This window comes from Uruburuella testudinis (assembly GCF_022870865.1).
In the GTDB taxonomy this organism is placed as follows: domain Bacteria; phylum Pseudomonadota; class Gammaproteobacteria; order Burkholderiales; family Neisseriaceae; genus Neisseria; species Neisseria testudinis.
In genome coordinates this window covers 2,474,571-2,500,174 of the sequence record NZ_CP091508.1, presented here as the reverse complement: position 1 = coordinate 2,500,174, position 25,604 = coordinate 2,474,571, and the positions used below count along the sequence as shown (strand labels likewise).

The following is a 25,604-nucleotide window of genomic DNA, read 5'->3' as shown; positions in this document are numbered from 1 at the left end:
TCGGCAACCAAGTGATTCTGCTGTATCTGTATGCACGGTTTTCTTGGCACACCCAAGTGGATATCACAACAAAACCGCCCTTGTCGGGCGGTTTTGTTTGTGTGCCGGGCAGCTTATTGGGCGGGAGCCGGTGCGGCCGGTGCGGCTTGAGCCGGGCGCTCGAAACCTTTTTCTTTCATGCAGGCATCGAAGGCGGCGCGGTCTTGGCTGGCGCCTACGGCTTGTTGGCATTCTTGCAGCGCTTGCTCTACGGCCGGATTGGCGCCTTGTTGCGGCTGCGGATGTTTGTGTTCGTGTTTGCTGCTGTTGGCGCAGGCAGACAGAATCAGAGCGAATGCGGCGGTAGCCAGTAATTTTTTCATGTTTAAAACCTTTCTTCATTGGGTTGAAGGCTCTTCAGACAGCCTGAAAAGCTGCCGCATGGCGGCGGATAGCGATTTCAGTTGCAAGCTGCCGCCCCAAATCAGGCTTGGGCAGGTTGCAACAGGAATAGATATCATGCACGGCATGGTGCTGCGCATGGGTGATAGAGTGGCCGCTGCGGATTAAGTTTCATTTTTATTGCCCGGGCAGGCCGAAATATCAAAAAAGCCCGCTCGAGGGCGGGCTTTGCGGGGTGTGGTGCTCAGGCTTTTTTGCCGGTTAGCGACATGATGCCGAAGAAGATCAGCGGGAAGGCAATGGCCACGCCCCACCAGATGATGTTGCCGGTAATCAGCGCCTGGCCGATAAAGCCTGCCTGCAAAATATAGTAGCTCATCGGAATCAGCGTTTGGCGGATGATTTCGCCTTCACGGTTGAGCAGCCCCACCACGGCGGCGGCAGCCACAACGTTGTGCACCGAAATCATATTGCCTGCGGCACCGCCGATGGCTTGCAGCGCCACGACAAAGGAAGACAGATCGGTGTTGAGGCCGATTTGCTGTGCCGTGGAAAATTGGAAGTAGGAAAACATCATATTGCTGATGGTGTTGGAGCCGGCGATAAATGCGCCCAGCGCGCCGATGGCGGGTGAGATGTTCGGCCAAACACCGCTAAACCAATGTGCCGCACTTTGCGCCAATACCATCGGCATGGCAGGCAGGGCGCCGGCGGCGCTCATATCGCCCGATTGCGAGTTGATGAACACCTGCACCATCGGCACCGCCAAAAAGAGGGCGGGCGCGGCCGAAATCAGGGTTTTGCCGGCATCACCCCAGCCGCGCTTGAAGCGGTTGATGTCCATCTTGAAGATGAAAATACAGGCAATGGCCACCAAAATCAGAATGGTGCCGGGCGAATAGCCGAATTGCACTTTGCTGGTAATCGGTGTGCCGAAGAGGTTGGCCAGCGTGATGGTGGTCATGTCGCCGGTTAAGAAGGCCTTCAAGGGCTGGATAACGCGGGTCAGAATCAGCAGCCCGATCACGATGATATAGGGCGAGAATGCGCGAAACACAGAAAAAGAAGGGGTGTCGTCGTCATCCATGTGTTTGCCGTCGAAAATGCCTGCCCAGCGGCTTTCCCAACGCTCGCGCGGGGGAAAGTCGAAGGTTTCTTTCGGCACAAACCAGCCGCGTTTGGCGGCCGGCACCACCAGCAGCAGGCCGATAAAGCCGCCCACCAGCGAAGGGAACTCCGGCCCCATAAAACGGGCAACCAGGTAATAAGGCACGGTAAAGGCAATACCGGCAAAAATAGCAAATTTCCAAGCTTTCAGGCCTTCGGCAAACGAGCGTTTCTCGCCGTAAAAGCGGGTGAGCATGCCGCACAAAATAAGCGGAATCAGAAAGCCGACCAAAGCATGCAGCAAGCCGACATTGCCGGTGATTTGCAACAGATATTGTTCGACGGTTTGCGGCGCGATGGCGGCGGTAACGTCTTCTTTATTGCTGATGCCCGACCACACGCCCACCAACAGCGGTGTGCCGACGGCGCCGAACGATACCGGGGTAGATTGGATAATCAACACCGACATCACCGAAGCCATGGCAGGAAAGCCCAAAGCCAGCAGCAGCGGCGCACCCACCGCAGACGGGGTGCCGAAGCCGGAAGAGCCTTCCACCAGCGAGCCGAACAGCCAGGCCACAATAATCATCTGCACGCGGCGGTCGGGCGAAATATCCATAAAGCCTTGGCGGATAGAGTGAATCGCACCGCTTTCTTTCAGCGTGTTTAACATCAGAATGGCGCCGAACACAATATAAAGAATGGTCAGCGACACGATAATGCCGTTAACGGTAGCCGCCGCCACAACGGCAGGCGAGGCCTGCCAGAACAGCAGCGCCAGCAGGGCGGTGACCACATAGGCGGCCGCCATTGAAACTTTGGCCGAGAGCTTTAAAATCACCAGCAGAAAAAACACGGTGATAATCGGTGCCAGGGCCAGTAAGGTGTTGAGAATACTCATAGTCTCTCCGATTAATGTTGTTGTGTGAAAAACGGTGCCGGCAAAATTGCCGGCTTTTTGGTAAATTGGTATAACCAATTAAAACAATTGTGATATACTTTACAAAAGGTTACATTGAAGGTCAATAGGCCGCCGGCAGGTAAAACGGCAGCAATAGGCTGCGGGCGCTGCGGCGTCGGGCGGATGGTTGCTTCATTATGTTGATTATTAAAGTAATAAAACTATTTTTCAAAATAATTTTTATCTTGATGGAAATGTGTTTTTTACACTTGAAATGCTGATAAAAAGTAGTGGCATGTAGTGTTTCCGATGTGATGAGGAAAAAACTGATTGAAAAATTGGTAAATTGATAAAGCCAATTAAAAAGTATTTTTAAACGGCTGCCGGCATGGAGGCGCATGAAAATTGGCGCCAAAGCAACAAGCGGCAGCCTGCAACAGAGAACGGAATCATGGCGAACCAACAGCCTTTAATCAAACCCCAAAAGCTCAGTGAGCAGATTTTGGCGGTATTGGAAGAACGCATTGTGTCGGGAGAATATCCCGTCGGCAGCAAGTTGCCGCCGGAGCGCAAACTGGCAGAAGCATTCGGCGTGTCGCGCCCATCGGTGCGATCGGCGCTGAAAATGCTGGTGGCGCGCGACATGCTTGAAGCGCGCCAAGGCGACGGCTATTATGTTTCGGCCAAGCCGCAGCAGGATTTTCTGTTGGGCTGGCAAAGTCTGCTCGGCAACCATCCGGCTTGGGAAACCGATGTGTTTGATTTCAGCCGCAGCATGGAGGGCTGTATGGCGGCATTGGCGGCAGAGCGGCGCACCGATGCCGATTTGAAACGGATTGGGTTCTGGCTGCAAAAATTCGAACAGGCTTATCAGAGCGGCAGTCGCGAGCAGCAGGCTGAAGCCGATGTGAGCTTTCATCAGGCCATTGCCGAGGCCGCCCACAATATCTTGTTTGCCCAGCTTTCAGGCGGCCTGTTGAATCTGCTTTACCGGCAAACACGCAGCTACATCATGCACACCGAACAAATCGAAGATCCGCGCCCCACGCTGATTAAACACCACCGCGCCTTATTTGAAGCGATTGAGCGCAAACAGCCGCGCGAGGCCGCGCAAATTGCCGAAGGGCATTTGAGCTATGTGGCCGAAAGCCTGCGCCAAGACCGCGAATACCAAAGCCGCAGCGAACACGCCGATACATTGGCGCAACACGATTTGCAGCGCACCGGCGATTGGTAGCGCATTTGGTTGGTATTTGTATGCATAAATCAACACATCAGGACACCCTGGGGTGCCCTGATGTGTCATATATCATCATCTTTTTTGTGCTAAAAGCACATCTGCTGCGTTAAAAAGCCTCGCAAGATGCCCAATCTTGCTGCGTTTTTTGCTTGGCATCTGCACTTTTATCGCAAAAAATCTGAATAATTCTGAATTGTCAGGACACCCTAGAGCGCCGCCCTGCCTTGCTGTGCCGGTTGTATTATTGTCGGTTCGCCGCCTCGGCGGCTGGCTTTTGCGAATGGGTTTCAGACGGCCTCTTCACGGCGGCAAAACCGCTGTCCAAATCGCAAACCGCTTCTGAAAAGCCCGCCGATTTATGGCATAATAACCATCCTTTTCTATTATCAGCAGGCAGCCGCCGATAATCCGTGCTGCCCGAACCTTGCCCTGTTTCAGGCGGCCTCTAATCATCAGCACAGGCCGTCTGAAAAGAAAGAACACAACTTATGAACCCGTTTGCATCCCTCGGCCTCGGCAGTGAAATTGTTGATGCGCTGACCGAACAAGGCTATGAAACGCCCACCCCGATTCAGGCTGCCGCCATCCCTAAAGCGCTGGCCGGCCACGACTTGCTTGCCGCCGCCCAAACCGGCACCGGCAAAACCGCCGCCTTTATGCTGCCCAGCCTGGAGCGCCTGAAGCGCTATGCCACCCCCAGCACCTCGCCCGCCATGCACCCCGTGCGCATGCTGGTGCTCACGCCCACGCGCGAGCTGGCCGATCAAATCGACCACAACGTGCAGGCATACATCAAAAACCTGCCACTGCGCCACACCGTATTGTTCGGCGGCGTCAATATGGACACGCAAACCAAAGCCCTGCGCGCCGGCAGCGAAATCGTAGTCGCCACGGTCGGCCGCCTGCTCGACCATGTTAAGCAGAAAAACATCAATTTCAGCAAAGTGGAAATCGTGGTGCTCGATGAAGCCGACCGCATGCTGGATATGGGCTTTATCGACGACATCCGCAGCATCATGCAAATGCTGCCCAAACAGCGCCAAACGCTGCTGTTTTCAGCCACGTTTGCACCGCCCATCCGCAAGCTGGCGCAAGATTTTATGAAAAACCCCGAGCAAGTGGAAGTGGCTGCCCAAAATGCCGCCAACGCCAATGTCGAACAGCATGTGATTGCGGTAGACACCGCCCGCAAACGCAATTTGCTCGAGCGCCTGATTGTGGATTTGAACATGAATCAGGTAATTGTGTTTTGCAAAACCAAGCAAAGCGTTGACCAGGTCAACCGCGATTTGCAGCGCCGCAATATTTCCGCACAGGCCATCCACGGCGACAAATCGCAACAAACCCGCTTGGAAACCTTGAGCGCTTTCAAAGAAGGCAAGCTGCGGGTGCTGGTGGCCACCGATGTGGCCGCCCGCGGTTTGGATATTGCCGAGCTGCCGTTCGTTATCAACTATGAGCTGCCCACCCAGCCCGAAGATTATGTGCACCGCATCGGCCGCACCGGCCGCGCAGGAGCCGACGGCGTGGCCATTTCGCTGATGGACGAATACGAACAGAAAATGTTTGAATCGATCAAAACCTTGATTGACAGCGATATCGAAGTAGAGCGCATCGAAGGTTTCGAGCCGCGCTGGTGGCTGCAAGAAGGCGGCGTTGTGCCGGAAGTTGCGGCAACCGAAGCCGCCCCCATGCCTGCATCCGCCGCCCCCGCATCCCGTGAACGCAGCCGCCGCGAAAGCCGCCCCGAACATGAAAACCGCGATAACCGTGAAAACCGGGAGCCCCGCAGCGAACGGCAGGCTGAGCGCAACGATGCTTCGGCCGCATGCGGCAAAATCGCCGGCCGTTCGCGCCGCAGCCGCAGAGAGCGCCAGAAATGCGCATTGCTGCAACCGAATTTCGGCGCCTGATGCTGTGTATTTAAAATAAAGCAGCCGTTGCTGTCATCATCAAAACCGAGGCCGTCTGAATGCTTTTCAGACGGCCTCGATGAATATGAAAGGCTATGATACCCATTTATAAAAGTCAGCTAACAAGGCGGCGCGCCGAAGACTGTGCAAGGTAGTACGGCAAGGCGAGCCGCCTTGTTAGCTGACTTTTATAAATGGGTATGATGGAGTTATCGGCGCGCCAACACGGCTTTGCTCAGATAGGCTTTCACACCGTTGGCAATGGCGGCGGCGCTGCGTTGCCGGAACGAGCTGCTGGCCAGCAGTTTTTCTTCGGTGGGGTTGGATAAAAAGGCCGTTTCCACCAAAATAGACGGAATATCGGGCGCACGCAACACGGCAAAGTTGGCCTGGTCGACATGGCCTTTGTGCAGTTTGTTGAGTTTGCCCAATTCATTCAATACATTGCGGCCGAGCACCAGGCTGTCTTTGATGGTGGCGGTTTGGGTCATGTCAAATAAGGTGCTGTCTACATTTTTATTGCCGACTTTCTGCACGCCGCCGATTAAGTCGGCATTGTTTTGGGTTTGCTCCAAAAAGCGGGCGGCCGCGCTGGTGGCGCCGCGGGTGCTGAGGGCATAAACGCCGGTGCCGCGCGCGCTGGGGCTGGTGAATGAGTCGGCATGAATCGAAATAAACAGGTCGGCCTTGAGCGAGCGGGCTTTGGCCACGCGCACGCCCAACGGAATAAACACATCTTCGTTGCGGGTCATATAGGTTTTGTAGCCCATGGCATCGAGGCGCTTTTTGGTTTCGCGGGCGATGGCCAGCACCACATTTTTTTCGCGCAGGCCGCTGGGGCCGATGGCGCCCGGGTCTTCACCGCCGTGGCCGGGGTCGAGCACGATAATCGGTTTGCGGTGCAGCGGGCGTGAGGGCGAGGGGGTGTCGACAATCGCCGGCGCACGCTCTTTGACCGGCGGCACGGCGCCGTTGTTGCTGGTGCCGTCGCTGCGGATTTTGCCTTTGGAATAGTCGTTGAGCAGCGCCATCAGCGGGTCGTCGGCTTCGGCAGCGAGCGCGGTGGCGGCCGAAGGGTAGAGGTCGATAACCAGGCGGTTGCGGAAATTGGCCACCGGCGCCAGTGTAAACACTTGCGGGTTAATCGCCTGTTTCAAATCGATGACCACACGCACGGTGGTGGCGGTGTTTTGGCCGACACGGATATTGGCGATATAGGGGTCGTTGCGCTGCACCTTGGCGGCGATGGTTTGCAGCACATTGTTGAGTGTGGCGCCTTCGATGTCGACCACCAGCCGCGCCGGGTTGTCGAGTGTGAAATGCTTGTATTTCATGGCCTGCGCGGCTTCGAGCGTGATGCGGGTATAGGCGTTGGCCGGCCAGATGCGCACGGCCACGAATTGCTGCGCGGCTTTGGCGAGGGCGGCCACAGGGGTAATGGTGAACAACAGGCCGACGGCGGCATGACGGACGATTTGGCGACGGGTTAATTTAACCATGCTTCTAAACTTTTCTGGCCTTGTGGAGTGTGGGCGGTTAAGGTGCACATTCTGCCGGCTTCGGCGTTTTCCAGTTGCACGGTGATGTCGGCGGCGGGCACAAATTCTCCGCCCAGCTGCGGCCATTCGATCAGGCAGACGCTGCGGCCGAATAAATCATCCAAACCGGCATCTTGCCATTCTTCGGGGCTGCTGAAACGGTAGAGATCGAAATGATGCAAGGTAAAAGCGGCCAGCGGATAAGATTCCACCAGCGCATACGTGGGGCTTTTAACCGCACCGTTATGCCCGAGCCCGCGCAGCAGGCCGCGTGTAAACGTGGTTTTGCCGGCGCCCAAATCTCCGTGCAGATACACCACCAGCGGTGCAGCCAGCGAGGCCGCCCAGCTGCCGCCCAGCGCCAAGGTGGCGGCTTCGTCGGGCAGAAAACGGGAAATCGGCGCGCTGCGGCTCATGTGTGACCTTGATGGAAAATTGCAAACTTTAATTATGCGGTAATTCAAACGCTTTGCAAACCTTACGAATTGATAAATTACATTAAAATAACGTGTAAAGCGGTTGAAATTTGCGATGAAACCGTTTGCAGCCCTTATGTTGCGGCCAGCTGAAGCGGCTTTGCAATCCTGCTTCAGGCCGTCTGAAAGGGTGTACAATCACACCATTGCGCCCGTTGTTCGGGGCTTGTGTTCAACATCATACGGATAAAAAATCAAACCATGATGAGCAATATCAAACAGCGCCCTATCGGCGTATTCGATTCGGGGGTAGGCGGGCTGACCAATGTGCGCGCGCTGATGGAGCGGCTGCCGATGGAAAACATTATTTATTTCGGCGACACCGCCCGCGTGCCCTACGGCGTGAAATCACGCGCCACCATCGAAACCTTTACCGCCCAGATCGTGGATTTTTTACTGCAAAACGAAGTGAAAGCGCTGGTGATTGCCTGCAACACCATTGCCGCCGTTGCGGGGCAGAAAGTGCGCGCGATGGCGGGCAATATGCCGGTATTGGATGTGATTACCGCCGGCGCCGAAGCGGCATTGCAAACCACGCGCAACGGCCACATCGGCATCATCGCCACCAGCACCACGGTCAACAGCAATGCTTATGCGCGCGCCATACACAGCCGCCGCCCTGATGCCCGTGTGCAGTCGCAGGCCTGCCCGCTGCTGGTGCCGCTGGTGGAAGAAGGCTGGCTTGACCACGAAGTGACCCGCCTGACCGCCCGCGAATATTTGAAACCGCTGCTGGCCGATGATATCGACACACTGGTATTGGGCTGCACCCACTATCCGCTGCTCAAGCCGCTGCTGCGCCAAGAAGCGCCGGGGCTGGCCTTGGTCGATTCTGCCATTACCACCGCAGAAGCCGCCGCACAAGCGCTGGCGGCGGCCGATTTGCTCAATGCCGCTAACCCTGCGCCCGATTACCGTTTTTATGTCAGCGATATCCCGTTGCGTTTCCGCACCATCGGCGAGCGCTTTCTCGGCCGCAGTATGGAGCAGATTGAAATGGTGTCGTTGGGCTGATGCCGGGTTTTCATGCCCATTTACAAAAGTGAGGATCGGAGGATCGGTAGACTGATTTTGTGAAGGGTTGTTCAGACGTCCTGCGGTTGCGGTTTCGACAGGCCGTCTGAAAAGCAGAGGATGGGGGCAGAAAAAATAAATTTGAACTTTTTATGGCATCTGGTTTCTCAAAGTAACATGTTGGCTGTGCTGTTGTGATTTTGATTTGTAATACGCACCATGCAAACAACGATGTTTTGTTAAACCTGAAGAAGAGGATTGAATGATGAAAAAATTTGCCGTATTGGTATCTGCCGCTCTGTTGTCTGCCGCCGCCATGGCAGCCCCCGCTTCCCAAGCGCCGGTCGACCAAATTGAAGAACAAGTAATCAGCACCCAACCCGTAACCACCACCGCTGCCAGCGCACCGACAGCCGATGCTTCCGCCCCTGCTGATGCTTCAGGCGTGCAAGTGCCCGCCGGGCAAGCCCCTGCCGGCAGCGCCCGATAAGGCTGATAAATTAACTGCTCTGAAAAACCTGCCTTCGGGCAGGTTTTTTTGAATGGATATAAAAACCACCTAATCGGCCAGGCTGAATGTTTACCCAAAATCCGCCTGCATTGACGCACGGATAACGGCTGTAAAATATCCTGATTCAGGCCGTCTGAAATGGTTTTCAGACGGCCTGGGTGTCTTGATACGTCGTTTGGGGATTTTTGTTTCTGAACGTGCAGAGGTCAGGCAAAAAACGCAGTAAGATTGGCCATCTTGCGAGGCTTTTTAACGCAGCAGATGTGCTTTTAGCACAAAAAAGATGATGATATATGAATTGTCAGGACACCCTAGATAACGTGTGCCATCTTTATAATATGGCATTTACGCCACAAACAAATTTGAGAAAAATCAGATTGCGGCAAAATTTCCAAGCCGGTATCTGTACAAACGGCAGGCAGAAAGGCAAACTGTGTATACACACATGAATGTATTCAACGCATAAGGAGGCCGTCATGAACCGTCGGATTTTTTTGATTTCTTTCGCATTATCGGCAGCATTAACGGCTTGGCCGGCAGCAGCGATGGCACCCGAGAGGCCGGCGCCGACTGATTGGGCTCAAACGTTTGAACGCCACACTTCATCCATGACGTTGCAGCCTGCCGGAGAGGCGCCATTGCAATTGGCCGGCGCCCGCAGCATCAACAAGAAAATTGCCGATCATTTGGAAAAAAGCCGCCGCACCCGCGAGAGCAAACGGCTGGTGCGCGAACAGCAAAAGCGCGAACAGCAAAAACGCGAGCAGGAAAAACAAGCGCAGCAGGCCGCGGCATCCCAATAATATCGGCAAACCAAGAATTGCCGTCTGAAAACAAACCGCCTCTGCAAACCGAAAACAGCAGCATAGGTTCCGCCCACGGCGGCATGGCGTAATGTATAGAGACGGCAATTAAATAACTGCATTGTTTAAATCAATCGAATTATTTTAAAAAAGAAATGAATTTTTAGGATTAAAACTGCCGAATCTAATCGGTTGATTATCAGGCCGTCTGAAAATATAGTTTTTTCAGACGGCCTGATTCGTTTGGTGATTCAAGTGCCTTCGGTTAGAATAAGGCGATTGTTTTTGATTTTCAGACGGCCTGCAAACACGTTTGTTTCCTGAGGCCGTCTGAAACGCTATCGCAACCCCCAACGAGAAAATTATGAGCCAATACGTTTATTCCATGCTGCGCGTGAGCAAAGTGGTGCCGCCGCAAAAAACCATTATTAAAGACATTTCCCTCTCCTTTTTTCCCGGTGCCAAAATCGGCCTTTTGGGCTTGAACGGCGCCGGCAAATCCACCGTGTTGCGCATTATGGCGGGTGTGGACAAAGAATTTGAAGGCGAAGCCGTGCCGATGAGCGGCATCAATATCGGCTATCTGCCGCAAGAGCCGCAACTTGATCCTGAAAAAACCGTGCGCGAAGAAGTGGAAAGCGGTTTGGGCGAAGTGGCCGCCGCGCAAAAACGGCTGGAAGAAGTGTATGCCCTTTATGCCGAAGCCGATGCCGATTTTGATGCGCTGGCCGAAGAACAAGGCAAATTGGAAGCCATTATTGCGGCCGGTTCGAGCACCGGCGGCGGTGCGGAACACGAGCTGGAAATCGCCGCCGATGCGCTGCGCCTGCCCGATTGGGATGCCAAAATCGGTCATCTTTCCGGCGGCGAAAAACGCCGCGTGGCCTTGTGCAAACTGCTGTTGAGCAAGCCTGATATGCTGCTGCTCGACGAGCCGACCAACCACTTAGACGCCGAATCGGTGGAGTGGCTGGAGCAATTTCTGGTGCGCTTTCCCGGCACCGTGGTGGCGGTAACGCATGACCGTTATTTTTTGGATAACGCTGCCGAATGGATTTTGGAGCTCGACCGCGGCCACGGCATTCCGTGGAAAGGCAATTATTCTTCCTGGCTGGAGCAGAAAGAGCAACGTTTGGCGCAGGAATCAAAATCTGAAGCCGCCCGCATCAAGGCCATGAAGCAGGAGCTGGAATGGGTGCGCCAAAACGCCAAAGGCCGTCAGGCCAAATCGAAAGCCCGTTTGGCGCGCTTTGAAGAAATGAGCAACTACGAATACCAAAAGCGCAACGAAACGCAGGAAATCTTTATCCCCGTGGCCGAGCGTTTGGGCAATGAAGTGATTGAGTTTGCCAATGTGAGCAAATCGTTTGGCGACAAGCTGCTGATTGACGACTTGAGCTTCAAAGTGCCGCCCGGTGCGATTGTCGGCATCATCGGCCCCAACGGCGCCGGTAAATCGACGCTGTTTAAAATGATTGCCGGTAAAGAGCAGCCCGACAGCGGTGAAGTGGCCATCGGCCAAACCGTGAAAATGTCGCTGATTGATCAAAGCCGCGACGGTTTGAAAAACGACAAAACCGTGTTTGACAATATTGCCGAAGGCCGCGACATTTTGCAGGTAGGGCAGTTTGAAATCCCGGCGCGCGCTTATCTCGGCCGCTTCAATTTCAAGGGCAGCGACCAGAGCAAAATCGCCGGCAACCTTTCCGGCGGCGAACGCGGCCGCTTGCATTTGGCCAAAACCCTGCTCGCCGGCGGCAATGTGTTGCTGTTGGACGAACCGTCTAACGATTTGGACGTGGAAACGCTGCGTGCACTCGAAGATGCCTTGCTCGAATTCGCCGGCAGCGTGATGGTGATTTCGCACGACCGCTGGTTTCTCGACCGCATCGCTACCCACATTCTGGCGGCGGAAGGCGACTCGAAATGGGTATTTTTCGACGGCAACTATCAGGAATACGAAGCCGATAAAAAACGCCGTTTGGGCGAAGAGGGCGCACAGCCGAAACGGATTCGCTACAAGCCGGTTACGCGTTAAGCTTATAGAATAGCCGTTCAAAAAAGCCAGCTTGTCAGGCGAACCCGCGCTATTGGGTAATTTTTGTGAATGGGTATCGATGGTTAAAAGGCCGTCTGAAAGATTGTTTTCAGACGGCCTGTGTTTTTATGGTGTCAGGAATCGGATGGAACGGATGCAGAAGTGGTTTGCCGGTTTGTTGTGTTGCTTCGGCTTGGGCCGCATGATGCAGAATATCGGTGTCATATTCATTCGCAAAATCACCCAACGGCGCGGGTTCGCCTAGTTAGCTTGCTTTGGTAGACGGGTATAACCGAAGCAATAAAAAAACAACAATATGCAAAAGGCCGTCTGAATGGTTAGACAAGCTCGCCGAAAGTCTTTCAGACGGCCTTGATTATATTTGAAGTATTTATTCTGTAACCACTTTGCGAATCAGTTTTCCTGCATTGGCCAGTGTGTTTTCTACTTCGCTGTATTCGATTTTACTGCCGCGAATCAGTGCACGGGTGTCGTTAAAGACTACTTGCGTTTGGCCGTTGGTTTCGGTTACCAATACTTTCAGCGGCAGTTGCAGCGCGAAGGCGGGGTCTTTCACCATCAGCGAAGTGCCGGCTTTGGGTGTGCCGAAAATAATCACTTTGGCGGGCTGCATATTCAGGCCGTCTTTTTGCGCGGCGGCTTGGTGGTCGATTACGGCAAATACGGTCATGCCGCGCGATTGAACGGCGTTTTCAAGGCGGGATACGGTGTCGTTGAAGCTGTATTTGCTGATAACGGTGTGGGTTTGCATGGGCGCGTGCGCTTTCGGGTGGGGTCGGTCATGATGGATGTGGCCGCAGGCTGATAGGCCGAGGGCGGCGGTGAGTGCAAGCGGAAGCAGGTAGCGTGACATCATTTTATTTTCTCCTTGGGTAAAATCAAAAGCCGTCTGAAAGCATCAATGTGGTGCTTCAGACGGCCTGAAAAATCAGCGGATGCCTTTATTGACTAAATCCTGATAACCGCCGTGGTTGGTGACGTTGGTGTAGCCCATTTGCTTGAGTGTCTGCAACACAGCTTCGGCGCGGCGGCCGCTGCGGCAATAGAGGTTTACCGGAGCGCTTTTGTCGGGGCTGACGGCACGGATGCGGGCGGGAATTTGGTCGCCGGGGATGTTGACGGCGCCATTCAGATGGCCTTCTTTAAATTCTTCGGGCGAGCGCACGTCTATCCAAACGCCTTTCGTCCGCTGACTTTGCGTGCCGGCGGCGCTGGCCGTTTGCATGGCGGGAGCGGCATCTGCGGCCTGAACGCCGACAGGCAGAGCCAGGATGGTGGTGATCAGGGCGGTGCGGAGTAATGTGCGCATAGCGTTGCCTTTGCTTAAACAGGTTGGTAATGTAGGCAGTCTAGCAGTTGTCGGTGTGTGAAGGCAAGGCTTTAGGGCGGTATTTTGTATAAAAACAAAAAATTATAACGATTTACCAAAGTAAGCAGACAAGGCGGATGAAGGCGGTATAGTGAATATGGGGTTGGTTTGGCACTTTAGCGCCTTAACGAAACCGACTCTCTCCGGATAAGGCGAGCCAACGGTGTTGGATTATTTTTGTTGTGGGCATTCAATCTGATTCTGATATGCTGGCGCATGTGGAAATGAGTGGTTTTGAGCCGGCAAGGGCTGATTGGCCGGCCGGATATCGGCTGGTTTCGTTTGATATCGGCTTGCTTGCCGATTTTATGGAAAGGGATTTGGGTATGACTATTGCTTATTGGTGTGTGTTTGCCGCGATGTTTATTCCTTGGATTTGCGCTGCTTATGCCAAAAAAGCCGGCGGTTTCCAATGGCACGACAATCATCATCCGCGTGGTTTTTTGGCACATGCGCAAGGTAGGGCGGAGCGGGCGGATGCTGCGCAGAAAAACGGCTATGAAATTTTTCCGCCGTTTGCCGCGGCCGTCATCATTGCCCACGCTACCGGCAATGCCGGGCAGGCGGGCGTCAATTTTTGGGCTTTGTGTTTTGTTTTCAGCCGCCTTGCCTACAGTTATTGCTATATCAAAGATATGCCGGCTATCCGTTCCGCATTGTGGGGCATGGGGTTGATTTGTATCATGGCTTTGTTTGGGTTGGCTTGCTGATTATCTGTTTTATTGATTCTGCTATAGGGCGCTGCCGCCCGACCACAGCCATTCGGGCGGCGGCGGCGTGGCAACACCCCAATGCGGCGGGTAATCCACGCCGGTGAGATAAAGGCCGTCGGGCATGAATGTGGGCGGTGCTTTCAGACGGCTTCGGGCTTCCATCAAATCGGCAAAACCGGCCACGCTCAAGCGGCCGTTGCCCACATAAACCAAAGCCCCCATGATGTTGCGCACCATGTGATGTAAAAAAGCATTGCCGTGCAGATCCAGCGTGATTAACTCGGGCCGGCCGCCGAGTTGTGCGCGGTATAAGGTTTTTTGCGGTGATTTGGCCTGGCAGGCGGCGGCTCTGAAGCTGGAAAAATCGTGTTCGCCTTCCAGCAAAGCCGCGGCCTGCTGCATGGCGTTTATGTCTAGCGGTGTGTGAATCCAGCCCGCTCTGCCGTACAACAGAGGCGAGCGCACCGCTGAGACTTGTAATACATAGCGGTAGCGGCGGCCGAAAGCATCAAAGCGGGCATGGAAACGGCTGTCGACGGGTTGCGCGTTGCACACGGCCACGCCCGCGGGTAAAAGTGCGTTCACGCCGCGCACCCAGGCTTGTTGCGGGCGTATTGCGGTGGTGTCGAAATGCACCACTTGCGCGGTGGCATGTACGCCGGTGTCGGTGCGTCCGGCGGCAATGGTATGGATTTGTGTTCCGGCAATCTGGCTGAGCGCTTGTTCTAAGGCCGTCTGAACGGTAGCCGTGCCGTCGGCCTGCTTTTGCCAGCCGTAGAAAAGGCTGCCGTCATAAGCCAGCGTTAATGCCCAGCGTTGTGCATCATGCCGGTGTTCTATCGTTTCAGACGGCCTGATCATGATGTGTATGCCAATCAGTCATTGTTTTATTCCGTATTGCGGGTCAATCGCTGGAAACAGCATTGCTGCCGCTTGCTGTAAATGTGATGGTTTAGGGTGTCCTGACCATTCGATTTATAGGTGTATTTTGCCCCTGGAAATGCATCTGCTGCGTTAAAAAGCCTCGCAAGATGTCCAATCTTGCTGCGTTTTTTGCCTGGCATCTGCATTTTCAGGAACAAAAATCCCTCCATAAACGACACTTCAGGACACCCTAGCAGCATTATATCGCGAAATAATACCTGTAGCCGTTCAACTTAATCATTCTGCTTGGTTGTCTTGCCTTGTCATATCGCCAGCGCTGTCTTTCGCCCGCTGCTTTGCTGCCAATATACGAAAGTAAGCTGGCAAGGCGGATTGATGAAAACAGGCTGATTTTATGAAAATAAGATAATCGGCACCGTCGGCAAACTGATACGGCATCTCGGCTACTGCATTAAAAATGCCCGCAAGATTGGCTATCTTGCGGGCATTGCGGCTTCATGGAAGCGCTGTTTCACACGATAAGCAAGCCGGGTTGCCGAAATCTTGCTGTGTGGCAAATGGCGGCCGGCGCTTAATTTTCCAGCTCGCGCAACATGGCTTCTGCTTTGGCCAAAATGGCGCCGTCTGATTCTTCCAGCAATTCCAACAAGGTTTCTTTGGCTGCTTCCGGATCGCCGATTTCCACATACATTTTTGCCAATTCGTATTTGGCTTCCAGCGGCGCGGTCATGCCGACCGATTCGGAAATAAAGCCGGAGCTGTCACGTGTGGTTGAATCGGGCACATCAAGCTCTGCCCATTCGATGATTTCCGTGCTGTTGGCCGGTGCTTGATCGGCAGACAGGTCTTCATGGTCTTGAAACTCAATGCCGCCTTCGCGTGCCACCGTATCCAGCCATTGCGGCTCGGGTTTGGGTTCATCAGGTGCGGGCTCGGTTGCAACCGTTACGGGCTTGGCATCAATGTGTTCGCCGGCAGCCGGTGCTTCAAAATCAAGCGGGGCAAATTCGGCGGGCACAAAATCCTGCTCGGCGGCAAGGTTTTCTTCGAGTGTTTCGGTTATCGCCGGCGCCGCAGTCGGCACTGCTGTATCTGTGTCGGCTTCAATTTCGGCTGCCGCATGGCGGTAAGGGTTTTGCGGTTCAGGTTCGTAAACGCTGTCGGTAGATTCGATTTTGTCCCAATCGGCATCTTTGCGCTGCTCGGTTTGCGCATCGCGGGTAACTGCTCCGGTGAGGATGCCGCTTTGCTGGCGCTCAATCTCATTTAAGTCGAGGCTGAAATTTTCATCGCTTTTAACCGGTGCTTCGCTGACTTCGGTGAAGAAAATATCATCATCGAAATCATCTTCGATTTCCAGTTCGTCTTCAGACGGCGCTGTTTTGGCTGCTGTTGCCGCGGCAGTGGTTTCGGCGCGGGTCAGCGGCGTGGTGTTTGGGCGTGCCACCGGCTGTTCGGTGCGGATGGCCGTATTGTTTTTATAAATATCGTCAAATGCCGCATCGGCTTGTTCCGCTTGATCTTCGTCATCGTTCAACACAATGGTTTTCTGCTTTTTGCCCAGCAGTTTGGATAAAATCCACAAGGCAATCAAACCCAACCCGCCCAGCAACAGCCAGCGCCACAAGCCGCTGCTCGGTTCGGTGGTTGTGGAGGATTCGGTGGTTTCTGCTTCGGTTGCTTGCGGTGAGGGCAGTATGGCCGGCTCTGAGGCGGTTTCAGGCGCTTCAGTGGTTATCGGTGCGGAAGCGGGCGCCATGATGGCAGAGGCCGGTTCGGCAACCGGTGTTTCTACCGGAGCGGCCGGTGTTGAAGCCGGTGCGGATGTGATGCCGTCTGAAGGCGGTGCGGCGGGTGTTTCAACGGTTTCAACAGCAGAGCCTGCTTGAGCCAGCCGGCGCAGTTCGGCGGCAGAGGGAATATGCAAGACATTGCCCGGCCAGATTTTATCGGCATCGTGCTCGCGAAACAGCTCGGGGTTGGCTGCCACCAATGCCTGCACGGTTTGGTAAGTGCTCAATCCGCTCGGGCGCACGCGGGCGGCGATGGCGGTGAGTGTTTCACCCTGCCGCACGGTGTGCCGGCCGCTGCCGGCTGCTGCGGGGCGCGAAGCGGTGCGGGCGGCGGGCGTGGCACGGCGTTCGGGTGTTTGGGCGGCCTGGCGGGCAGGTTGGGCGGATGAGCTGTTTCGGGCCACGGCGGCAGCCACCCGTTCACGCGCAGCTTGGCGTTCGGTAGTTTGGGCAGACGGCGTGGCGGCACGGCTGCCGGTGTTGGCGGCATAGCCCGGCGGATCAATAATGGCGGTGTATTGCCGCGCCTGCGCGCCCACGCCCAATTGGAAAATCAACACAGGGTCTTGAACAGCCCGGCCGGAGCGGATGGTAACGACTGCATTGTCGCCGGATTTTCTCACACTGCTGCGCAAGTTGTTGTCGGAAAGCGTTACCTGCCCGCCGCTCAACAGAATTCTGGCTTCTTCTCCGGTAACGGTAACGGTGCCCGAAAAAGGCTCGCCCAGATTAGATTGAACGGTCAGCCCGCCCAAGCCGGCCATGGCCGAAAAAGAGGTGATTAAGGCTGCGGATGCGGCAATCAATTTGATTCGACGGTTATTTTTCAAAACTTGAGTCCCCTGTGATGGATATGCAGTCGGGCTGCCGTGCTGTTTGGTGCAGCCTACATCATATATTCGAATGGCTTACTCTGCCAAGCCATCTTGCTAATTTATGTAAAAACACGCCCGGTGCTGCAACTTTATAGCCACGTTGCATCGGCCTTGAAAGGATATTCATTTTGAAAAATCGGGTTAAGCTTATTTTTCAGACGGCCTTCAGAAGAGATAAAGGGTGCAAAAAAGCATAGGTGGCTGTATGATTATCATTTGTTTTGATTCTTGAATATATCATTCGAAGTTATATGAAAATCTTAAGCGACTTAATCGCCGTCATCTTGTTTTTCGTTACCTATTCGCTGACCAAAAATATCGTCTGGGCCACCGCTGTGGCGGTGGTTATCGGCGTATTGCAGGCGGCTTTCAGCTGGTTTAAATATAAAAAACTCGACACCATGCAGTGGGTGGGCCTGATTCTGATTGTGGTATTCGGCGGCGCGACCATTGTGTTGCGCGATGCCCGCTTTATCATGTGGAAGCCCACGCTGCTGTTTTGGTTTGGCGCGCTGGCACTGGCGGTGAGCCATCTGATGAATAAAAACGGTCTCAAAGCCATGATGGGCAAAGAGCTTGCGCTCGATGACGGCATTTGGCGCAAGCTGACCGCCGCCTGGGTGGTGTTTTTGCTGGTGATGGGGCTTGTGAACCTGGCCGTTGCCTATACATTAACCGAAGCCCAATGGGTAAACTACAAACTTTTCGGCTCAACCGCCTTGATGATTATTTTCTTTCTCGGCCAAGGCATGTATCTGAGCCGCCATTTACCGCAGGAGAACTGAACTCATGGAATATTATATGCTGCTGGCCACAGATGCCGATGAAGTGCACGAAGCCCGTATGGCCGCCCGCCCGGCGCATTTGGCGCGGCTCGAAGCCCTCCAAGCCGAGGGCCGCCTGCTGACCGCCGGCCCCAATCCGCTGCCCGAAAACCCCGAGCGTGTGTCGGGCAGCCTGATTATCGCGCAATTCGCCTCGCTGGATGATGCTCAAGCGTGGGCCGAGCAAGACCCTTATGTTGATGCGGGCGTATACGATGAAATTTTAATCAAACCCTTTAAAGCCGTATTCAAATAATGAACATGCAGCAGGAAATCGAAAGCCGCTTGCAGGCGCTTAATCCGCAAATTTTTGAATTTCATGATGAAAGCCACCTGCATGCCGGTCATGCCGGCAACCGTGGCGGCGGCCACTATGCCGTGTTGGTGGTCAGCGCCTTGTTTGACGGTGTCAGCCGCATCAACCGCCAGCGCATGGTTAAAGAACCGCTGCACGATTTGTTTTCAGACGGCCTGATTCATGCCTTGAGCATCAAAGCCGCCACCCCCGACGAATATTTCAACTGACCTTAAACCGATAGAAGAGACAAAATATGATGCAAAAAACCCGCCTCGCCTCCGCCCTGATGCTGCTGACCCTTTCCGGCAGCCTGCTGGCGCAAACGCTGGTTACCGTAAACGGCACCAAAATCGACAGCAAAACCATTGACGACCAAGTTAAAATGCTGCAAAGCCAAAGCAACGGCCAGCTGCAAAACAGCCCGGCTTTGCGCCAAAACCTGCTCCAACGCCAAGTCGGCCTGACACTGGTCGGCCAGGAAGCCAAGCGTCTGAAACTGGATCAGAGCAACGAATACAAACAGGCGCTGGCGCAAGCCCGCGATGCGGCCAAACAACAAGGCGCCGACAAGCAGCCGATGTTTAAACAAGAATGGGCGGCTTATGAGCGCGAACTGCTCAATCAGGCCTATATGGCCGATGTGTTGCGCAAAAACCCGGTAAGCGACAGCGATGCCCGCAGCGCTTACAATGAATTCAGCAATTTTTATAAAGGCAGCCAGGAAGTGCAGATGGGTGAAATCGTTACCCGCAGCAAAGCCGATGCCGATAAAGCCATTGCCGATTTGAAAGCCAGAAAAAGCTTCAAAACCGTGGCTGCCCAATACACCATCGACCCGCAAGCCAAACAAAACGGCGGCATTCCGGCCAACTATGTGCGTTTGAAAGATTTGGAACAGGGCGCGCCGGCCATTTATGCGGCGGTAAAAGACTTGAAAAAAGGCGCTTACACGCCTGCGCCGCTGCAAGACAACAACGGCCTTTTTGCCGTGCTTTACATCAACGACAAGCGTGCGGTAAAAGTGCCTTCTTTTGAAGAAGCCAAGCCCGCATTGCTGCAAGACTTGCAGGCCGCCCGAGTGGATGCTGCCGTTCAAGCCCTCTACCAAAAAGCAGACATCAAGCCGGCCAAATAAGCTGCCCAAAGGATACTGATGATGAAATACAAAACCCTGATCGCCGCCTGCGCTTTGGCTGCGGCCGGTTTTGCGGTGGCTGCACAGGCGCCCGAAATCGAGCGCGGCCGCATCGACAGCATGGTAGCGCAAGTGCTGCAACAGGCTGATGCTGATCCGCATGCCGCGCACAGGCCGGACGGTGCCGCCATCCGCAAAGAGGTTACCACCCAACTGCAAAGCTTTGAAGTGCTGAAAAATGCCGCTTTAAAAGCCGGTTTGGATAAAGACCCCGAGGTGCAAAACCAGCTGAAAAATCTGGAAGCACAGTTTTATGCCTCGCAATACGCGGCTTATCTCGAACGCAATGCCGAAGTTAGTGAAGCCGATGTGCGCGCCGCTTATGATCAGCAAACCCGCGTCATCAAACTGCAACAGGTGCAGTTCGACAGCCCAGAGGCTGCCCGTGCCGCTCAAGAGCTGCTGCTCAAAGGCATGACGTTTGACGAGCTGATGAAGCGCTATCCCAATCCCGAGCAGCAGTTTACCGATTTTGTTTCACCGCAGCAGCTGCCGCCGGAGCTGGCGCAAATTGCCGGCCAAATGACCCGCGGTCAAATCACCCGCGATCCGCTGCCGCTGAACGGAAAATTTTATCTGTTTAAGCTGGCGGCCGCCGAGCGCAACCCCGAAGCGCCGCCTTTCGATGCCGTCAAACGCCAGCTCACCCAGCAGGCCAAGCAGCAAAAAGCGCAGGCGCAGATTGAACAGCTGTTGCAAGATAACGGTATCCGATAATTTTTTTGGAGTGTCATAGGCCGTCTGAAGGGTCGGGCAAATCTGCCGACCTTTCAGACGGCCTATTTCTGCGCCCTCTTCGGCTTCCTCACCAATACTTCGGCATATACCGGGCAATCTTTGCTGCGTGCACCGCTCATGCCCATTCACAAAAATAAGCTAACGGTGTTGGCTCGCCTGTGCTCAAAGCGGAGCGGTTTCGCTAAGGTGCCGAATCACCAAGCCAACCCAACCCCGTGCTCACTGCACTGTCTTCAGCTCGCCGCCTTGTTAGCTGACTTTTGTGGATGGGTATTATTCTGAATGGTCAGGAAACCTTCGTGCTTCATATCATGATGAAATCAAACGGCGGCGGTATGAAACCCGATGTAGTTTTCAGACGGCCTTTTCTTAAGCAATTCAGTTTGTTATAATATCTGGCTTCATTTTACGGCTGCCACCGCGCAGCCGTTTTCCCGTTTACATTTCCAGTAGAAAAATCATGACACACACCATTCCCCATCCGCGCCTGTTGCTGTTTGCATTGGCGCTCGGCGGCTTTGCCATCGGCACCACCGAATTCGCCACCATGAGCCTGATTCCCTATATTGCTGCGGGGCTCGGTATCAGCGAGCCGACTGCCGGCCATTTAATCAGCGCTTACGCACTCGGCGTGGTCGTGGGGGCGCCCACGATTGCGGTGCTGGCGGCGCGGGTGTCTCGGCGCACGTTGCTGCTGGTGTTGATGGGGGTGTTTGCGCTCGGCCATGTGGCCACGGCGATGGCGGAAAATTATTCTTCGTTGCTGTTGTGGCGTTTTTTAAGCGGGCTGCCGCACGGCGCGTATTTCAGCGTGGGCGCGTTGGTGGCTGCTTCGCTGGTGTCGCCCGCCAAACGTGCACAGGCCGTGGGCATGATGATGGTGGGCTTGACCGTGGCCTGCACCATCGGCGTGCCCGTTATCAGTTGGATCGGGCAGGCTATCGGCTGGCGTGCCTGTTTTGCCATTGTGGCGCTGCTGGCGGCCGCCACGACGGTTTGTGTGGCGCTGTTTCTGCCCAAAAGTGCTATGCAGGGCGGCGACTCCAGCGCGGTGCGCGAGCTCAAGGCTCTGACCAACAAGCAGGTGTGGCTGACGCTGCTCACTGGTGCTATCGGCTTTGGCGGCATGTTTGCGATTTACACCTATATGGCTTCGACCTTGATGGAAGTGACACAGGTGTCGGAAAAAGTGGTGCCGCTGGTGTTGGCCTTGTTCGGTGTGGGCATGACGTTGGGCAATCTGATTATTCCGCGCTTTGCCGTGGGCACAAAACTGATGCCGTGTATTGCCGGGCTGCTGGTGTGGAGTGCGGTAACGTTGGCGCTGTTTCCGTTGGCGGCTCACCATTTTTGGACAATTTCGCTGCTGGTGACGCTGATCGGCATGGGCGGCGCCATCGGTACGCTGATGCAGGTGCGGTTGATGGATGTCGCCCCCACCGCGCAAACGATGGCCGGGGCGCTCAACAACAGTGCGTTTAACGCGGCCAATGCGCTGGGGCCGTTTCTCGGCGGGCTGGCGATTAAAGCCGGCTTCGGTTGGACATCCACCGGTTTGGTCGGCAGCGCTCTGGCGTTGGGCGGGCTGGCCATTTGGTTTGTATCGTACCGCCTAGATAAAGCGAAGGCCGTCTGAAATATGATGAAGCGCTTACCGCTTCGAATGCAGTTGCCCATAAAGTGAAATCATCGAACCGCATCACATTTTTGCTTTATGGCTGCGCGGCTATCTCTTTTTAGCTTCGCAGAACTTCCTTTTCTTAACTCTGTCTCAGCAAAACGGCCGCGCTTGCCGGTTTGGCTTGGCGCCAAGCTTGCCTGATGAGGCGGACTTGTTGCGGGATTGGTTTTATTGTTGCAGCGTGTAAAGCTGTTTTCTTTGAACCGTTTCGGAACCGCCGGACTGTTTTTCTGCAAAAACCCCGCTTTGTCCGGCTGTACCGGCGGGCGGAAGTGGGTAAAGTGATTGTCAGATAAAGATTTTGAATGATTGGAAAAATGTTAAATGTTAAATGTTAAATGTTAAAGGCCGTCTGAAAACTTGAACTGTACCCCAAAAGTTGGACACCCCCACCAACCCATGAAAGGTACAGTTTTCTTATGTCCAAATACAGCCTACACTTCAAACATCAGGCCGTGATGCGTTATTATGCACTCAGAAGCCAACAACGCACCGCAGACGAGCTTCAAATATCCCGAACCCACTTACGCCGATGGATTGCCGCCTACGAACGAGCAGGCATCCACGCGCTGGAGCACCCCCAAAGCACCATGTCCAAACAACGCAAAAACCCCTTTATTACCGACAAGCCCGATGCCGAAAAAACACAGGCAGAGCTATTAGAAGAAGTCGCCTACCTCAGAGCGGAGAACGCCTATCTAAAAAAGCTCGATGCGCTGATGAAGAGCGCAAACCCAACCGAGAAAAAGCCCGCATCATCGAAGCATTAAAAACAGAACACCCGCTAAAATATCTTTGCGAATCTGCCGAACTGTCACACAGCAGCTTCTACTTCAGCAGAAAAAGCAACCAAAAGCCCGACAAAGATCAGGCAGATATGGAAGCAGTATACGCCGTTTACCAGCAGCACAAAGGCTGTTACGGACAAAGGCGCATTGCCGCCGCACTGTCATGGAACACCAAGAAAGCAGCGCGGCTGATGAAAAAAATGAATTTGAAAGCCCTCGTCAGAGCTAAGCGGAAATACCACCCGCCGGCGATGGGCGAAACATCCGAGAATCTGTTGAAGCGCAACTTTAAAGCCAAGACACCCGACGAGAAATGGCTGACCGATGTCACCGAATTCAAATGCGACGGTCAAAAGCTGTATCTGTCGCCGATACTCGATTTGTATAACCGCGAAATCCGCAGCTATCACCTGTCGCGCCGCCCGAACAGCGAAATGGTAACGACCATGCTGTCACAGGCAGTAGCGCAGCTGGGCGCACGCAAACCGATGCTGCACTCCGACCAGGGCGTATTGTATCGTTGCCATGCGTATCGTGAGCAATTGGCAGAGGCAGGCATCACCCAAAGCATGTCGCGCAAAGGCAATTGCTGGGATAATGCGCCGATGGAGAGTTTTTTCGCAATATTGAAGACGGAATGTTTCTACAACCGGACTTTTGCTTCGATAGAGGAATTGGAGGCGGAAATACATGACTATATCCGCTACTACAACTATGAGCGATTGAGTTTGAATTTGAAAAAACTGAGCCCTGTGGCATACAGAACTCAGTTTGCAACCGCCGCTTGAAGCGTGATTGATTCAGCGGTTTGAAAATGTCCAAGATTTGGGGGGCAGTTCAACTTTTCAGACGGCCTTTAACATTTCCGGCAATACTCAAACAAAATCGCCCCACAGCGTTTGCATGGCTGCAATCGCCGCCAGCGAGGCGGTTTCCGTGCGCAATACGCGCGAGCCGAGAGTAACCGCCTGAAAGCCTGCGGCAAATGCCTGCGCTTCTTCTTCCGCCGTCCAACCGCCTTCTGGGCCGACCATAAAGGTAACGGCTTGCGGCTCGGCGGCTATATCTTTCAGGCTTTGCGCCTGATTGAGGCTCATCAGCAAACGCACGTCGGCGGCGGGCAAAGCTGCCAGCGCCTCACAGTAAGACACCAACGGCAACACCGGCGGCACAATATTGCGGCCGCTTTGTTCGCAGGCCGATAGCACGATTTCCTGCCAACGCGCCACCCGTTTGTCGGCACGATCGCCGCTCAGGCGTACGATGCTGCGCCCGCTCAACACCGGCCGGATTTCGGCTACGCCCAATTCCACGCTTTTTTGCAGCGTGAAATCCATGCGCTCGCCGCTGGAAACCGCCTGTATCAGCGTGATGTGCAGCGGTGATTCGACAGCCGGCGTTTCTTCGGCGGTGATTTCCGCGCAGGCACGGCGTTTTTCCAGCACCGTCAAACGGGCGGGGTAGGCATGGCCGTTGCCGTTAAACAAAACAATGGCTTCATGGTTTTTCAAGCGCAACACATGCAGATGGCGGACCACGTTTTCGGGTAATTCGAGGGTGCGGCCGGGGCTCAATTCGGTGGAAACGTAAAAACGGGGCATGGCGGGTTAGGATATCGGGGGCGGAAAATGGTAATATTGGCTTTTCCCCGCCCAAATAGCAAGTTTTAAGGATAAAAAGTGTTAAACAAGCTCCAAGCGCTGGTGCGTGAAGTGGCGCAAACCGAAGTGATGCCGCGTTTTCTCGATGTAGCCGTCAGCCGAAAGTTTGACGGCTCGCTGCTGACTGAAGCCGATTTGGCTTCACAAGCGGCGTTTGATGCGGGCTTGCATGAGATTATCGATTGCCCGATGTTGGGCGAAGAAATGACGCCGCAACGGCAGGTTGAATTGTGGCAGCACAGCGATGAGGGCTTGTGGGTGGTCGACCCCATCGACGGCACCAATAATTTTATCAACGGGCTGCCGCATTTTGCCTTGTCGGCGGCTTATGTGCAGCACGGGCGCGCGCAGATGGGGGTGGTGTTCAACCCGGTGAGCAACGAATGTTTTTATGCTGCCCGCGGGCAAGGTGCGTTTATGAACGGCCGCCGGCTGCCGCTGCGCAGTGTCGAAAAAGGGCTGCACGAAGCGATTGCGGGGGTGGAAATCAAATATCTGCGCTCGGGCAAACTTTCCAGCCGTTTGAATACATTGGCGCCTTTCGGCAGCATCCGCAGCCTCGGCAGCAGCACGCTGGATTGGTGTTATCTGGCTTCGGGGCGTTATGATGTGTATGTGCACGGCGGTCAGAAACTGTGGGATTATGCCGCCGGCGCGCTGATTTTCGAAGAGGCGGGCGGTTGTCTGGCAACACTGGAAGGCGATGAATTCTGGAGCGGCGAACATGTGTTCAAGCGCTCGGTGGTGGCGGGGCTGCGTCCTGATTTGTTTGCACGCTGGTTGAAATGGATACGTGATAATCAATAAACCCGTCTGCATGGTTTCATGTCAGATCCGTGTA

The 25,604-nt window shown here is 54.5% G+C and carries 27 protein-coding genes; 17 read left to right on the top strand and 10 right to left on the bottom strand.

What is annotated here, in order from left to right:
- Nucleotides 1–113 precede the first annotated feature (113 nt).
- Nucleotides 114–362, bottom strand: a complete 249-nt coding sequence (locus LVJ83_RS11465) for a hypothetical protein (RefSeq protein WP_244784756.1) — start codon at nt 360–362, stop codon at nt 114–116.
- On the opposite strand from LVJ83_RS11465, the gene LVJ83_RS11460 reads away from it, so the two are divergent.
- On the top strand, nt 361–549 hold the full coding sequence (locus tag LVJ83_RS11460; RefSeq protein ID WP_244784754.1) for a hypothetical protein: 189 nt from the start codon (nt 361–363) through the stop codon (nt 547–549). The two genes, LVJ83_RS11465 and LVJ83_RS11460, sit on opposite strands and share 2 nt — an antisense overlap.
- 76 nt (nt 550–625) lie before the next feature.
- Here LVJ83_RS11460 and LVJ83_RS11455 read toward each other — a convergent pair whose 3' ends face one another.
- Complete coding sequence (locus LVJ83_RS11455) at nt 626–2,389, bottom strand: L-lactate permease (protein WP_244784752.1); 1,764 nt, start codon at nt 2,387–2,389, stop codon at nt 626–628.
- 451 nt (nt 2,390–2,840) lie between these two features.
- Between LVJ83_RS11455 and LVJ83_RS11450 the strand changes: the two genes are divergently transcribed.
- Nucleotides 2,841–3,626 carry a FadR/GntR family transcriptional regulator gene (locus LVJ83_RS11450; protein ID WP_244784750.1) on the top strand — a complete coding sequence of 262 codons (786 nt, stop codon included), beginning with the start codon at nt 2,841–2,843 and terminating at the stop codon, nt 3,624–3,626.
- Between the two features lie 491 nt (nt 3,627–4,117).
- Nucleotides 4,118–5,542 carry a DEAD/DEAH box helicase gene (locus LVJ83_RS11445; RefSeq protein ID WP_244784748.1) on the top strand — a complete coding sequence of 475 codons (1,425 nt, stop codon included), beginning with the start codon at nt 4,118–4,120 and terminating at the stop codon, nt 5,540–5,542.
- A gap of 209 nt (nt 5,543–5,751) precedes the next feature.
- Here the strand turns inward: LVJ83_RS11445 and LVJ83_RS11440 are convergent, their stop codons facing one another.
- On the bottom strand, nt 5,752–7,041 hold the full coding sequence (locus tag LVJ83_RS11440) for an N-acetylmuramoyl-L-alanine amidase (RefSeq protein WP_244784746.1): 1,290 nt from the start codon (nt 7,039–7,041) through the stop codon (nt 5,752–5,754).
- The gene (tsaE, locus tag LVJ83_RS11435) at nt 7,029–7,496 is read right to left on the bottom strand and encodes a tRNA (adenosine(37)-N6)-threonylcarbamoyltransferase complex ATPase subunit type 1 TsaE (protein WP_244784744.1); all 468 of its coding nucleotides are present in this window, start codon (nt 7,494–7,496) and stop codon (nt 7,029–7,031) included. The genes LVJ83_RS11440 and tsaE overlap by 13 nt, the downstream gene beginning before the upstream one ends.
- A gap of 264 nt (nt 7,497–7,760) precedes the next feature.
- On the opposite strand from tsaE, the gene murI reads away from it, so the two are divergent.
- The 4 genes from murI to ettA all read left to right on the top strand — a co-directional run bounded on the left by murI (nt 7,761) and on the right by ettA (nt 11,922).
- Nucleotides 7,761–8,570, top strand: a complete 810-nt coding sequence (murI, locus tag LVJ83_RS11430; RefSeq protein ID WP_244787772.1) for a glutamate racemase — start codon at nt 7,761–7,763, stop codon at nt 8,568–8,570.
- A gap of 262 nt (nt 8,571–8,832) precedes the next feature.
- Entirely contained in the window at nt 8,833–9,060 is a 228-nt protein-coding gene (locus tag LVJ83_RS11425) for a hypothetical protein (protein ID WP_244784743.1), read from the top strand.
- Between the two features lie 497 nt (nt 9,061–9,557).
- Nucleotides 9,558–9,884: a hypothetical protein gene (locus LVJ83_RS11420; RefSeq protein WP_244784741.1), complete on the top strand. Its 327-nt coding sequence runs from the start codon at nt 9,558–9,560 to the stop codon at nt 9,882–9,884.
- A 361-nt stretch (nt 9,885–10,245) separates the two neighbouring features.
- Nucleotides 10,246–11,922 carry an energy-dependent translational throttle protein EttA gene (ettA, locus tag LVJ83_RS11415; RefSeq protein WP_244787771.1) on the top strand — a complete coding sequence of 559 codons (1,677 nt, stop codon included), beginning with the start codon at nt 10,246–10,248 and terminating at the stop codon, nt 11,920–11,922.
- Nucleotides 11,923–12,313: 391 nt separating this feature from the next.
- Here ettA and LVJ83_RS11410 read toward each other — a convergent pair whose 3' ends face one another.
- The gene (locus tag LVJ83_RS11410) at nt 12,314–12,799 is read right to left on the bottom strand and encodes a DUF302 domain-containing protein (RefSeq protein WP_425316005.1); all 486 of its coding nucleotides are present in this window, start codon (nt 12,797–12,799) and stop codon (nt 12,314–12,316) included.
- A 72-nt stretch (nt 12,800–12,871) separates the two neighbouring features.
- The gene (locus LVJ83_RS11405) at nt 12,872–13,252 is read right to left on the bottom strand and encodes a rhodanese-like domain-containing protein (protein WP_244784739.1); all 381 of its coding nucleotides are present in this window, start codon (nt 13,250–13,252) and stop codon (nt 12,872–12,874) included.
- A 386-nt stretch (nt 13,253–13,638) separates the two neighbouring features.
- On the opposite strand from LVJ83_RS11405, the gene LVJ83_RS11400 reads away from it, so the two are divergent.
- The gene (locus tag LVJ83_RS11400; RefSeq protein ID WP_244784737.1) at nt 13,639–14,022 is read left to right on the top strand and encodes an MAPEG family protein; all 384 of its coding nucleotides are present in this window, start codon (nt 13,639–13,641) and stop codon (nt 14,020–14,022) included.
- A gap of 21 nt (nt 14,023–14,043) precedes the next feature.
- On the opposite strand, the gene truA is transcribed toward LVJ83_RS11400, so the two are convergent.
- The 3 genes from truA to LVJ83_RS11385 form a co-directional block, all read right to left on the bottom strand.
- Nucleotides 14,044–14,886, bottom strand: a complete 843-nt coding sequence (gene truA / locus LVJ83_RS11395) for a tRNA pseudouridine(38-40) synthase TruA (protein WP_244784735.1) — start codon at nt 14,884–14,886, stop codon at nt 14,044–14,046.
- 26 nt (nt 14,887–14,912) lie between these two features.
- Complete coding sequence (locus LVJ83_RS11390; protein WP_244784733.1) at nt 14,913–15,119, bottom strand: hypothetical protein; 207 nt, start codon at nt 15,117–15,119, stop codon at nt 14,913–14,915.
- Nucleotides 15,120–15,481: 362 nt separating this feature from the next.
- Nucleotides 15,482–17,533: a FimV/HubP family polar landmark protein gene (locus LVJ83_RS11385; protein WP_244784731.1), complete on the bottom strand. Its 2,052-nt coding sequence runs from the start codon at nt 17,531–17,533 to the stop codon at nt 15,482–15,484.
- Nucleotides 17,534–17,829: 296 nt separating this feature from the next.
- Here LVJ83_RS11385 and LVJ83_RS11380 point away from each other — a divergent pair, with 296 nt between their 5' ends.
- The 8 genes from LVJ83_RS11380 (at nt 17,830) to LVJ83_RS11345 (ending at nt 23,890) form a co-directional block, all read left to right on the top strand.
- Complete coding sequence (locus tag LVJ83_RS11380) at nt 17,830–18,363, top strand: septation protein A (protein WP_244784729.1); 534 nt, start codon at nt 17,830–17,832, stop codon at nt 18,361–18,363.
- Nucleotides 18,364–18,367: 4 nt separating this feature from the next.
- A complete protein-coding gene (locus tag LVJ83_RS11375) occupies nt 18,368–18,658 on the top strand; it encodes a YciI family protein (RefSeq protein ID WP_244784727.1) in 291 nt (96 codons plus the stop codon).
- Nucleotides 18,658–18,927 (top strand): BolA family protein, encoded by a 270-nt coding sequence (locus LVJ83_RS11370; RefSeq protein ID WP_244784725.1) that lies wholly within the window; start codon nt 18,658–18,660, stop codon nt 18,925–18,927. Before LVJ83_RS11375 ends, LVJ83_RS11370 begins: the two co-directional genes overlap by 1 nt.
- 29 nt (nt 18,928–18,956) lie before the next feature.
- Nucleotides 18,957–19,835: a peptidylprolyl isomerase gene (locus tag LVJ83_RS11365; protein ID WP_244787769.1), complete on the top strand. Its 879-nt coding sequence runs from the start codon at nt 18,957–18,959 to the stop codon at nt 19,833–19,835.
- An 18-nt stretch (nt 19,836–19,853) separates the two neighbouring features.
- Nucleotides 19,854–20,612, top strand: a complete 759-nt coding sequence (locus tag LVJ83_RS11360; protein ID WP_244784723.1) for a peptidyl-prolyl cis-trans isomerase — start codon at nt 19,854–19,856, stop codon at nt 20,610–20,612.
- Nucleotides 20,613–21,093: 481 nt separating this feature from the next.
- Nucleotides 21,094–22,269 carry an MFS transporter gene (locus tag LVJ83_RS11355; protein WP_244784722.1) on the top strand — a complete coding sequence of 392 codons (1,176 nt, stop codon included), beginning with the start codon at nt 21,094–21,096 and terminating at the stop codon, nt 22,267–22,269.
- Between the two features lie 464 nt (nt 22,270–22,733).
- Nucleotides 22,734–23,084, top strand: coding sequence for a helix-turn-helix domain-containing protein (locus tag LVJ83_RS11350; protein ID WP_244784454.1), 351 nt, complete (start codon nt 22,734–22,736; stop codon nt 23,082–23,084).
- Nucleotides 22,973–23,890, top strand: a complete 918-nt coding sequence (locus tag LVJ83_RS11345; protein WP_244787768.1) for an IS3 family transposase — start codon at nt 22,973–22,975, stop codon at nt 23,888–23,890. The genes LVJ83_RS11350 and LVJ83_RS11345 overlap by 112 nt, the downstream gene beginning before the upstream one ends.
- Nucleotides 23,891–23,977: 87 nt before the next feature.
- On the opposite strand, the gene LVJ83_RS11340 is transcribed toward LVJ83_RS11345, so the two are convergent.
- Complete coding sequence (locus tag LVJ83_RS11340) at nt 23,978–24,703, bottom strand: 16S rRNA (uracil(1498)-N(3))-methyltransferase (RefSeq protein WP_244784720.1); 726 nt, start codon at nt 24,701–24,703, stop codon at nt 23,978–23,980.
- Between the two features lie 78 nt (nt 24,704–24,781).
- Between LVJ83_RS11340 and LVJ83_RS11335 the strand changes: the two genes are divergently transcribed.
- Entirely contained in the window at nt 24,782–25,570 is a 789-nt protein-coding gene (locus LVJ83_RS11335) for an inositol monophosphatase family protein (protein ID WP_244784718.1), read from the top strand.
- The last annotated feature ends 34 nt before the right edge of the window (nt 25,571–25,604 follow it).